Source organism: Dietzia sp. 111N12-1, from assembly GCF_001658045.1.
Taxonomy (GTDB): Bacteria; Actinomycetota; Actinomycetes; order Mycobacteriales; family Mycobacteriaceae; genus Dietzia; species Dietzia kunjamensis.
The window spans coordinates 111105-122509 of record NZ_LSSV01000082.1; the positions used below are offsets into that span (position 1 = coordinate 111105).

At 73.6% G+C, this 11405-nt stretch carries 9 protein-coding genes; 5 read left to right on the plus strand and 4 right to left on the minus strand.

All coding sequences use genetic code 11. The annotated features are described in order from the left end of the window. Positions 1-44: 44 nt before the first annotated feature. Entirely contained in the window at positions 45-836 is a 792-nt protein-coding gene (locus AYO52_RS15790) for an ROK family protein (protein ID WP_067719438.1), read from the plus strand. Between the two features lie 42 nt (positions 837-878). Here AYO52_RS15790 and AYO52_RS15795 read toward each other — a convergent pair whose 3' ends face one another. Next, positions 879-4298: a DEAD/DEAH box helicase gene (locus AYO52_RS15795; protein WP_067719441.1), complete on the minus strand. Its 3420-nt coding sequence runs from the start codon at positions 4296-4298 to the stop codon at positions 879-881. A 166-nt stretch (positions 4299-4464) separates the two neighbouring features. Here AYO52_RS15795 and AYO52_RS15800 point away from each other — a divergent pair, with 166 nt between their 5' ends. Further along, on the plus strand, positions 4465-4827 hold the full coding sequence (locus AYO52_RS15800; protein WP_067719443.1) for a metalloregulator ArsR/SmtB family transcription factor: 363 nt from the start codon (positions 4465-4467) through the stop codon (positions 4825-4827). A gap of 39 nt (positions 4828-4866) precedes the next feature. Further along, on the plus strand, positions 4867-5850 hold the full coding sequence (locus AYO52_RS15805) for an SRPBCC family protein (protein ID WP_067719445.1): 984 nt from the start codon (positions 4867-4869) through the stop codon (positions 5848-5850). Between the two features lie 52 nt (positions 5851-5902). Here the strand turns inward: AYO52_RS15805 and AYO52_RS15810 are convergent, their stop codons facing one another. Beyond that, a complete protein-coding gene (locus tag AYO52_RS15810) occupies positions 5903-6955 on the minus strand; it encodes a DUF368 domain-containing protein (RefSeq protein ID WP_067719448.1) in 1053 nt (350 codons plus the stop codon). Positions 6956-7087: 132 nt separating this feature from the next. On the opposite strand from AYO52_RS15810, the gene AYO52_RS15815 reads away from it, so the two are divergent. Together AYO52_RS15815 and AYO52_RS15820 are read left to right on the plus strand one after the other, a co-directional pair. Then, positions 7088-7783: a hypothetical protein gene (locus AYO52_RS15815; RefSeq protein ID WP_067719451.1), complete on the plus strand. Its 696-nt coding sequence runs from the start codon at positions 7088-7090 to the stop codon at positions 7781-7783. Positions 7784-7943: 160 nt separating this feature from the next. Continuing rightward, the gene (locus AYO52_RS15820; protein WP_067719454.1) at positions 7944-9248 is read left to right on the plus strand and encodes an FAD-binding oxidoreductase; all 1305 of its coding nucleotides are present in this window, start codon (positions 7944-7946) and stop codon (positions 9246-9248) included. A gap of 119 nt (positions 9249-9367) precedes the next feature. Here the strand turns inward: AYO52_RS15820 and AYO52_RS18445 are convergent, their stop codons facing one another. Both AYO52_RS18445 and AYO52_RS15830 read right to left on the minus strand, forming a co-directional pair. After that, the gene (locus tag AYO52_RS18445) at positions 9368-10516 is read right to left on the minus strand and encodes a hypothetical protein (RefSeq protein WP_067719456.1); all 1149 of its coding nucleotides are present in this window, start codon (positions 10514-10516) and stop codon (positions 9368-9370) included. Further along, positions 10513-11367: a nitrilase-related carbon-nitrogen hydrolase gene (locus tag AYO52_RS15830; protein WP_067719459.1), complete on the minus strand. Its 855-nt coding sequence runs from the start codon at positions 11365-11367 to the stop codon at positions 10513-10515. Before AYO52_RS15830 ends, AYO52_RS18445 begins: the two co-directional genes overlap by 4 nt. Positions 11368-11405 lie beyond the last annotated feature (38 nt).

Below are 11405 nucleotides of genomic sequence, written 5' to 3' on the forward strand. Positions count from 1 at the left end.
GAATGAGTGGTGAGAATAGTGGCGGGCGAACCGGAGGTGCAGCGATGAGGAACGGCGTCGTCGTCGACATCGGCGGCAGTGGTACGCGGATCGGCGCCGTGGTCGACGGCCACGTGGTGGGCGTCCACGGGGCCGAGGTCGCGACGGCCGAGGACCTCGCCGCAGCGGTCCTCGCCGTCGACGACTCCCCCGCCGGCGTGGGCGTGTCCCTCCACGGCCACGTCGACGCGGACCGGGGACGAGTGGTGTCCTCGCGCGCCGCCGCCTGGGCGGAGGGCGACCTGCGTACCGAACTCGTGTCACTGATCGACGCGCCCGTCTCCGTCATCGGCGACGGTGACGCCCATGCCCTGGCACTGACGCGACTGCCCGACGTGGAGTTCGGCGGGATCGCCATCTCGCTCGGCTCCTCCCTGGCGTTCGGTGCGCTCAATCACCACGGCGCGCTCATCCACCCCTGCGGCCACACCGGATGGGACCTCGGGCACTGGCGCATCGTCGGCGACGGCACCAACACCGAAGCCTGGTGGGGGCTCGGCGGTCACGGGTTGTACGACCTCGAGCGCGAGCACGGCGACGGCGCCGCCGAGATCTACGCCTACCGGCTCGGCTCGTTCCTCGTGGACGCCGTCCAACTCTTCCGCCCTCAGACCGTCCTGCTCACGGGGGGCATCGTGGTCGGTCTGGGCAAGGCCCTGCACGGCCCGGTCGCCGAACAGCTCCAGTCCCTGCCGATCTCGGTGTCCACCCCTCGGGTGGTCTTCTCGCCGTCGCGGGACACCGCGCTGTTCGGGGCGGCCGTCGCCGCGGGGCTGGCCTTCCCCGAGCGACGCTGAGGCGACGCTCGGGGCCTGGCCCCGACACCCGGCCCGCACGTTCTAGTCGAGCAGCCCCCGCAGGTCGTCGGCGGTGAGCGCGGCCGAGAAGTGCTCACCGCTGTCCAGGACGGACGCGAACAGCTCGGCCTTGCGCCGCTGCAGCTCGACCACCCGTTCCTCGATCGTGTCCCGGGCGACCATCCGGTACACCAGCACCGGTCGGGTCTGGCCGATGCGGTGCGCGCGGTCGACGGCCTGGGCCTCGGTCGCCGGGTTCCACCACGGGTCCAGCAGGAAGACGTAGTCGGCGCCCACGAGGTTCAGCCCGACGCCGCCGGCCTTGAGGCTGAGGCAGAACACCTGCGCGCCGCCCTCGGTGAACTCACCCACGGCCCCCGCCCGGTCGGTGGTCCGGCCGTCGAGGTGCGCCACCGTGATCCCCTCTGCGCGCAGGCGGTCCACGACCGTGTCGAGGTAGGTGGTGAACTGGCTGAACACCAGCGCGCGGTGCCCCTCGGCCACCACCTCCCGCAGCGCGGCGATGAGCTCGTCGGTCTTGGCCGAGGCGACCCCGGCGTGGGCCGGGTCGATCAGCGAGGCGTCCAGGCAGAGGCGCCGGAGCACGGTCAGCCCGGCGAGGATGCTGATGCGGTTGGCCTCGAAGTCGTCGAGCAGGGCCAGCAGGGACGCGCGTTGCCGGGCCAGTTCCCGCTCGTAGAGCCGGCGGTGCGTGGCCGAGAGTTCGATCTCCATCACCGCGTCCGTGCGCGGGGGCAGCTCGCCGGCCACGAGCTCCTTGCGCCGCCGGAGCAGGAAGGGCCGCAGTCGCCGCCGCAGCCGGTCCAGTGCGGCCGTGTCACCGTTCTTCTCGATGGGCGTGCGGTACTGGGCCCGGAAGTCCTTGGCATCGGGCAGGACACCGCGGCACGACAGTGCTGCCACCGCCCACAGCTCGGTGAGGTTGTTCTCCATCGGCGTGCCGGTGACCGCCAGTAGGAAGTCGGCCCGCAGCCCGGCCAGCGCGGCGAAGAGCTTGGAGGTGGGGTTCTTGGCCTGCTGCGCCTCGTCGAGGATCACCCCGGCCCACTCGATGCCGGCATAGGACTCGGAGTCCAGCCGCAGCACGGTCGCGGAGGTCACCACGATGTCGTGCGCACCGGCGTCCTCGGCGACCGTGGTGGCGGACTTGGCCTCGGTCGCCGATCGACGCGCCACGCGCAGCGAGGGCACGAACCGGCGGGCCTCGGCCTCCCAGTTGGGGACGACCGACGACGGCGCCACCACCAGGAACGGGCCGGGCGCCCCGGGGCCCGCCGCGTCGCCCCCCGGCCCGACCTCCCCGGTGTCGGCCGTCTCGTGGGCGTGGGCGATCAGGGCGAGCGCCTGCACGGTCTTGCCGAGGCCCATGTCGTCGGCGAGGATGCCGCCGATCCGGTGGTGCCACAGCATGGCGAGCCAGTCCAACCCGTGCTGCTGATAGGGCCGCAGGTCGGCGTCGAGCATGGCGGGGACGGGCACGGGTGCGGGCGTGTCGGAGGCCAGTTCGAGCAGCGCTCTGGCGCGGCCGGAGGGCGGGGCCAGGTCGTCGGCCAACTCGGCGAGGTCGGCGAGGAGACCCGCCTGCCCGAGGCCGATCCGCACGCCCGTGGAGTCCGGCTCCCTGCCCACGCGGTCGGCGGAGGCCGCCATCGCCTCGTCGAGCAGTACGCGCAGCTCCCCGAATCGCTCGAGGTCCACGGGGACCAGCAGACCGTCGGCGGTGATGAACTCCTCCTGGCCGGTGACCACAGCCCGGAACACCTCCGCGAACGGGACGGGGCGGCCCTCCACCGTCACCGAGACCGTCAGGCCCAGCCAGTCGATGCCGGACCTGTCGTCCTCGGTGGCGACGTGGATCCGCGGCCCCTCGCTCGCACGGCGGATCTGCGGCACGCCGTCGAGGACCGTCACGCGGATGCCGTCGAGGGCGCCGAGTTGCTCGATCCCGTCGGTGAGCACCAGGCCGGCGTCGCGGCCGGAGATCCGGACAGAACCGTCCGCGATGATCCAGGGCCAGCCGGCCCCCGCGACCGCGGCCGCCAGGGCCACGACGTCCGGGTCGCCGTGGACGGGCCCCCGCTGGCCCAGGTCCTCCGCGGTCAGCGGGCGGCGGCGCTCGGCCTCGGTGCCGTCGGACATGCGCATCACGTCGACGCGCCGCCACTGCAGGACCAACTCCAGGCCCTGCCCGGCACCAGACCCGGCAGCAGACCCGGCACCCGAGCCGCCGCGTGCACCGGCTCCCGCTCCCGCTCCCGCGAGGGGGCGGATCGTCAGTTCGAGCTCGACGCGGTCCCACTCGGGCAGTTCGAGCCGCCCGACGCGGTCGACCACCGGGAACCGGTCGGCGAGGTCGGGCAGGAAGTCGGCGCAGAACTCCGCGACGGCCTCGTCCGGGACGCTGAGCGCCCGCCAGTCGCGCAGTCGCCGGGCCACGCCGGGGTCGAGCCGCCCGACCGGGGAGAGCTCCAGCACGCGGCCCCGGACCAGCGCGACCATGTCCCCGTGCTCCCCCACGAGGGCGCCGGGCAGGGGGCGGTCGACCTCCTCGTCGTCGTCGGATAGAGGCCGGGTACCGTCCGGTCCCGGTTCCACCTCGGCCGCGGCGACCAGCACCAGCTCCGAACCGTCGGGGCTCCACGCGGTCAATCCCACACGGCGGGGTGGCCCGGGCACGACCTCGCGCAGGCCGTCGCCGGGGACGATCTCGATCTCCGCCTCGGCCGCGGTCGCGATGAGCGGCCACAGTGCGGGGACCTCGGCGTCGCACAGGTCCAGCCACACGCGTGCCTGCCGGTGGCTGCGGGCGAGGGCGTCCACGGCGCGCAGCCACCCGGCCTGCGCGATCGACAGCGCGCCGTCCCAGCCGTAGCGGAGGCGGTCCCACTCCACCCCGGCCGACTTCCACCGTCCGCCACTGCCGGGGACGACGATCCGGGCCTTGAGGCGGTTGCCCAATCCGGGACGTAGGCCGCCCGGGCCGTCGTCCGGCGCCAGTTCGTCCGGGACCACCGAAAGTTGCAGTCCCACCACCGGGGCCTCGGGTTGCCACCGCGGGGTGTCGAGCGCGCGCAGGGTGTCCTCGGCCTGCCGTCGCCAGGCGGGGATCGACTCGTCCTGGCTGGCCTGCTCGCTGACGAACAGCATGAGGGCGGCGGCGTGTTTGCAGTTCAGCCCGACGGGGCACGAGCACATGCTGCGCAGCGGGCGGCTGGACCCGTCCGCGGCCGGCACGGTGAGGTGGACGGCCGTGGAGTACCAGCGCCCGCTCCCCGCGGCGCCGCTGCCCTTGATGTTCGCGGTGAGCCGACGGGTGGCGGCGTCGTACGCCACGTCGCGGATCCGCGTCGCGTTGGCGTAGCCACGGGCGCGCCCCAGCGCCGCCGAGCCCACGAAGGACTCGACGTCGGACTCGGGAACCCGGACGGTCGATGTCAGCACGCCGCCAGGCTAGAGGACGACGACGACGAGGTGCCCGGACACCGGAGTCGGTGAGCCCACTCCTGTGGAGGCGGAACGGGCTGTGGAGAACCGGATGCCGAGAACCGGATGGAGGTGCGAAACCGACTCTTGACCGGCCTCGCCCACCGGCCTATCGTGATACCACATGGTTTCATATCGGGCACTCGAGGTGGACCCCGGCGGTCCGGACTACAGCGACGACGAGGTGGACCGGATCTTCCGGGCCCTGGCCGACGCGACCAGGCGGGACATCCTCCGGCGCACCCTGGCCGGCGAATCCACCGTCTCCGAGCTCGCGGACCGCTACGACATGTCGTTCGCTGCCGTCCGCAAACACGTCAACGTACTGGAGGAGGCAGGACTGATCACCGGCCATCGGATCGGCCGAGAACGCAGGATCCGGGGAGACCTCCGGGCGATCCGGGGAGCCCAGCGGCTCCTCGACGCCTACGAGGACATCTGGCGGGCACGCGTCGACAGGCTCGACGCCCTCCTCGCCGAGGACTGACCCGTCACCGCAGGACACAGAAGAGGAAAGAGGCAGGCCATGCCTGTGACATCAGTGGACAGAGACCTCGACCGGCTTACCCTGACCATCACCGCGGAGTTCCCGGTGCCGGTCCGTCGGCTGTGGGACGCGTACGTCGATCCGCGCCAGCTCGAGAAGTTCTGGGGACCGCCCACGTGGCCGGCCACCTTCACCCGGCACGACGTGTTCCCCGGCGGCCGCTCGGACTACTACATGACCGGACCGGACGGCAGCCGCGCGTGCGGGTACTGGGAGTACCTGTCGGTGGACGAGTGCCGGTCGTTCGAGGTGCTCGACGGCTTCAGCCACGACGACGGCCGGCCCAACACCGACCTGCCCACCATGCGGGCGGTGTTCACGTTCGGCGAGACGGACACCGGCTCCCGCCTCGAGACCACCACCTACTTCACCAGCCTGGCCGAGCTCGAGCAGCTCATCGAGATGGGCATGGAGGAAGGGACCCGCGAGGCGATGGGCCAGATTGAGGCCGTGGTCACCGACGGCTCCACCTTCGCCGCCGACACCGGCACGCAGTCGCAACTCCTCGACGAGCGGACCGTGCGCGTCACCCGGATCCTGCACGGCACGCCACGGCAGGTCTGGGACGCCCACCACGAGCCGGAGCTGCTGAACCGGTGGTTCCACGGACCCGACGGCTGGGCGCTGGTCGGCTGCCGGGTCGCCTCGGCGCCCGGCGAGACCACCCGCTTCGAGTGGGCCCCCGACGACGGGGTCGAGGGCGAGGCGTTCGCCCTCACCGGGCAGCTCCTGGAGACCGACCCACCCCACCGGGAGGTCTTCACCGAGACGATGGAGGGCGTCGACGCACCGCCGACGCGCAACGAGCAGACCCTCACGGCCGTCGAGGACGGGACCCTCATGACGCTCGTCATCACCTACGACAGCGCCGACCTGCGCGAGACGATCCTCGGCACCGGCATGGTCGACGGGATGGAGGCCGGCTACCGCCGGCTGGAGGCGGAGGTGCTGACCAGCCCCTGACCACGGCTGCGCAGATCACGGCCGCGCCGCCCGCCGCCCGACCGGCTATGGCCTACCCGCGGTCCTCGAGTGCGGAGGTCCGCGGGTCGGGGTCGGTGGTGGCGGTCTTGTCCGCGAACACCCGCTCGACGGCCAGCACGATCAGCACCACGACGATGCCGGCGGCCACGGCGGCCAGGACCGTCGGCCAGTTTGCACCGGGGGCCAGGACCTCGGCCTCCTCGGTCTGCCACGGCCACAGCGCGCGCAGCGACCCCAGCATAAGTCCGGCCATGGCCACCAGTGTGGGCTTGCGGAAGTCCTCGAGCAGGCGGTCGAGGACCTTGACGAACAGGGAGATCCCGACGAGCGCGCCCAGGGCGAACACGCCGAGGTAGGCGAAGTTCCGGTCGTCGACGGCGCCGAGCGTCGGGGCGTAGAGCCCCATCGCCAGCAACAGGTAGGACCCCGAGACGCCGGGCAGGACCAGGGCGCAGATCGCCACCGCCGCCGCGACGAACACCAGCAGGTAGGAGGGGTCACTGATCGAGCCGCTCGGCAGCCCGGACAGGACGAACGCGAACGCGGCACCGAGGACGAAGATCAGGCCCAGCACCCAGTTGCGCCCACCCGGGGTGGCGCGCGCCATCCCCAGCGGCACGGCGATGCTGGCGGCGACCATGCCGAGGAACAGCCCGCGGGCGATCTCGGGACTGCCCTCGACGAAGCCCTTGAGCACACCGGCCATGGTGAAGACCATGACGAGCATGCCCAGCGCCAGCGGCAGCAGCAGCCACCAGTCGACGTGCCGGAATGCCGCGCGGGTGCGGGTCCGGCGCTCCGGCCCGAGGGCGGCCGAGCGCAGGCCGTCCACGACGTGCGCCCCGGAGTCCAACAGACGCGGATAGACGCCGGTCACCAGTGCCACCGTTCCACCGGAGACGCCGGGGACGAGCTCGGCCATCCCGATGAGCGCGCCGCGGACGACGTTGCCGGCCATCCCCAGCGGTCCGGGCCGGACCGGCACCGGCGTGCCGGGGTCGAGATCGGCGTCGTCGACCGGGTCGTGGACGGACCCGGCCGGGCCGTGGGGGTCGTGAGCGGGCCTCGACGAATCGGCAGTCATCGTTACAGCTTCCCCGAACCACGCCCCTCGATCCAAGCGACGCACCCGGGGCGCGGGGGGATGACTAGGCTCGACAGTCCAGCGGCGCGTCATCCGGCGACGTGCCCCCGGGCCGGCGTGGGAGGTCGGGACATGCCGATGCACTACCCCCCGCTGCCCGACGGCACCTACCGGTACGGCGACCCGCCGCAGCCGCTGCCCTCCCCCGTCCCCGGGCCGGATCCGAGCTCTCCTGCCCCTGATCCGGGCTCCGCGTACCCGCCCCCGGCCCCCGATGGCCGCCCCGGCGACGGCCCACCGCCCGCCGCGGCCCCCGCGGAGGGCCGCCCTCCCGGCACCGCGGCGGCCGCGGCGATCATCGGGGTGGCGGCCCTCGTCGTCGTCGTGGTCCTGGGCGTGGTCTTCCTCGGCCCCGGATCCGACCCCGGCCGCGGTACCGACCCGTCGCGCGGCCCCTTCCCGCAGGTCCTCCCCCCGGCCGAGCGGGCACCGGGGTCCGGATCGTTCACGGTCGACGGCACGTTCACCGTCGTCTCGACGCCCGCGGAACCGGTCTCCGGCGACCGCACCAGCTGCGATCTGCCCATCACCCTGTCCGACATCGGCGAGGGCACCACCATCACGCTCATCGACAGCGGCGCCGCGCAGATCGGCACCGCCATGCTCGTCTACTCCGGCGGCGACCTGTCCTCGTGCACCTTCACCTTCGAGTTCCCCGACGTCCCCGCCGGCGGCTCGTTCTACATGGTCGAACTGCCCGGCCGCGGCCAGCTGACCTACACCGAGGGCGAACTGCGCGCGGGCGTCGACATCACCCTCGGTCGGTGAGCCGGGCCGGTCGGTGATCAGCGTCGGGCGGTGAGCAGCGTCGGGCGGGGAGGGCGCCAGGCGCGAAGGCGGGCCGGGGTCGCGCGCACTCCCGGCGGGGGTGCCGGGCGCGCGGATAGGGTGGGGACAGCGACGACGACGAGACGGGAGGCGTGCAACGGTGAGCAACGGCCCCGGACCGGACCATGGTGACGAGGCGTTCCGTGCCTCCGAGGTGGAGCGCCTCGTGGGGGACATCGACCTCGACCCGTTCCTCGGTACGCCTGTCGCCCCGTTGGCCGAGCCGCTCGAGCAGCCGGTGCCCGTCGAGGCGGAGACCCCGCCGCTGCTGGTCCTGAGGGACCTCCTGGTCGACGAGCGGTTCCCGGAGCTGTTCGCCCGGGCGCTGCGCGCGGCCGACCCCGACTTCCGTGAACTGTTCCCCCGCGACGCCACGCCGGTACTCCGGGACTTCGCGCGGGCGATGCGGTGGGCGTTCGAGACCACCGAGTACGCGCGCGGCGACCGCGCCAAGGTCGATGAGGTCGTCGAGTTCACCCGCCACCTGGGCGCCGATCACCGCAAACTCGAACTGACGCCCGGGCATCACCGGCGCTTCGGGGAAGCGCTGGCCCACACCCTGCGGCACCTCGCCGGCCGCGCCTGGGACGACCGGCTGGAGACCACCCTGGGCACCGCCTACCGGGTGCTCTCGACCGCCCTGCAACAGGGCGCCGCCGTCGACGAGGGCCCCGCACGCGTCGGCGCGACCGTGGTGGAGATCCTGCGCCCCACTCGGGACGTGGTGGTGGTGCGGCTCATCAGCGACGTGATGGTCGACTACCACCCGGGGCAGTACCTCAGCGTGCTCACGCCCTACGCGCCCGGCGTGTGGCGGCGGCTCAGCCCGTCGATCCCGTCGAACCCGGCCGGGCAGATCGAGTTCCACGTCCGCGACGTGCCCGGCGGCGCGCTCAGCGGCTCACTGGTCCGCAGCGTCGGCGTCGGTGACCGCTGGGTGCTCGCCCGCCCGCTGGGGATGCTCGAGGTCGACCGGTCCGAGCCGACCCGGGACGTGCTCATGATCGCCGGCGGCACCGGGATCGCGCCCCTGCGGTGCCTGCTGCTGGACATGATGCGCTACGCCGACAACCCGCGCGTCCACCTGTTCTACGGGGCCCGCTTTCCCGGCGATCTCTACGACCTGCCGACGTTGGTCGACCTCGCCGCCACCGCCCCGTGGTTGACGATCCAGCCCGTCGCCGAGGAGGACGAGGACCCCTGGTGGGCCGGCCCCCGGCAGGACCTTCCCCGCACCCTGCACCGTCGGCAGACCGGCACCCTGGTCCGGGCGGTCACGCAGTGGGGATCGTGGGCCGACCGGCAGGTCATCGTCTCGGGCTCACCCGAGATGCTGCGCGCGACGGTCCGCGGTCTCGTCGCGGCCGGCACCCCGCGGGAGAACATCAGCTACGACCGCCCCTGAGCGGCGCGGCGCGGCGCGGCCACCCACGTCGCCATCCAGAAGACAGTTCCGCACACGACGCCCGAGAGCGGGTGTGCGGAACTGTCTTCTCGACGCAGGAAAGCGCCGCGGCGGCCGGATCAGCGCGCCGCCGCGACGGTGTCGGCGTCCTCGCCGGCGCCGGGCGCGCCCTCGTCGGGGTCGTCGGTCGTGTCACCGCCGTAGCCGGCTGCGGTACCGCCGTCCGCGCCGCCCCCACCCTCGTCGTCGTCGCCGCCGCCGTCGCCGACGCCGCCCTCGTCGTCGCCGGCCTGGGGCTCACCCGCTGGCGGGACGGGGGTCTCGGTGCTGGTCTGCGGAGTGGAGGTGGTCGCCCCCGTCGTGGTGGTGGGACTGGTCTGCGAGGTGGTGGTGCTGGTGGGCGCCTCGCACGGCTGGAACACGCGGCGGAACCGGTCGGGGACGCCCAGCTGCTCGAGTTGCTCGCGGCACACGTCCGAGGTGGGCTCGGCCAGGAACTCCCAGTCGTCGTCGCGCCACGAGAGCAGCTCGATCTCCCCGTCGTCGCGGGTGACCAGCAGGAACCGCTCGTCGCATTCCCGCACGGTCGTGCCGCTGCCCAGCTCATCGGCCACGAAACCCGGGCTACAGCGTTCGGCCGGACTCGGCGGGCCGGTCGTCGTGGGCTGCGTCGTCGGCGGCGTGGTCCGGGTGGTCTGCGAGGTGGTGGTCTGCGTCGTCGTGGTGGGGATGGCGACCGGGTCCTCGTCGCCGCCGGTCGCGGAGACCAGCCACACCACCAGCGCCGCCACCAATGCGACCGCGAGCAGGATGGCGGCGATCATCCACGGCGTGGACCCGCCGTCACCGCCACCGTCGTCCCAGGCGTCGCCGTCGTCCGGGGTCGGGACGTCCCCAGGAGGCGGCACGTCCCCGGCGGCGTGGCCGGAGGCGGGGACGCCCGCGGCGGTCGGATAGCCGGACGTGCCGGGACCAGCCCCGGCGGCCCCGGCGGCCGCGCCGAACGCCCCGGCGCCACCGGCCGCGCCGGCAGCCCCACCCGCGGCCGCGGCTCCGCCGTCCGGCGGGTACTGCGACCACGCCGTGCTGCCCTCCCCCGAGCCGACCGGCGGGAGGTGCTCGGTCGGAGGGTCGGTGGGCGGGAGTTGCTGCGTCGGCGGGTCGGCACCCGGCTCGACCGCCGGATTCGGCTCGGTGACGGCGTCGTCGCCCGGGTGATCCGGATCAGCGGGTCGGCCGCCCCGGTCCGGGCCGTCCGGCCCGGTCACCGCGGGACCTGCCCGCCGGAGGGCTCCGTGACCCGTCCGTTGGCGAGCACCGGGATCACCTTCCGGATACCGGTGACCTCGTCGTCGTCGACATCCACCACCAGTAGCTCCGATCCAGCGCCGGCCTCGGCGCGCACGGTCCCGTCCGGGCCGACGAGCAGCGAGTGACCGACGCCGGTGGGGGCGCCGGGCTTGACCTCCACGCCCTCCACCTCGGGATCGGCCTGTCCGACGGCGAACAGGAACGTGGTCGAGTCGAGCGCGCGGGCGCGGGCGAGCAGCCGCCACTGGTCGACCTTCCCCTCGCCCGCACCCCACGAGGCGCTGCACAGGGTGATCCGGGCGCCGGCGGTGGCGAGCTCCGTGTACTGGCCCGGGAAGCGGATGTCGTAGCAGACGCTCAGACCCACGCCCACGCCGTCGACCGTCACCACGTGCGTGGCGTCGCCCGGCTCGACGGTGTCGGACTCGGCGAACCCGAACGCGTCGAACAGGTGGATCTTGTCGTAGCCCAGGTGGAGGTCGCGGTCCGGCCCGCCGTCGGCGTCGCCGGCCGGGCCGGTGACCAGGAGGGTGTTGCGGACGCGGCCGCCCTGCCCAGGCGTGAACATGCCTACGACGACGAGGACACCGTGCTCCCGAGCCGATTCGGCCACCGCGGTCGCCCACGGGCCGTCAAGGGGTTCGGCGATCTCGTCCAGCCGGCCCGCACCGAACGCCCGCATGGTGGCCTCGGGGAACACCACGATCCGGGCCCCCTGCGCGGCGGCCTCGGCGACCGACTCGCGGACCAGCCGAAGGTTGTCCTGCGGGTCGCGTCCGGTCAGGATCTGGGCGGCGGCGATGCGCACGGGTCGTCCTCCTCGTCGGCGGCGGGCTGTCGTCTCAG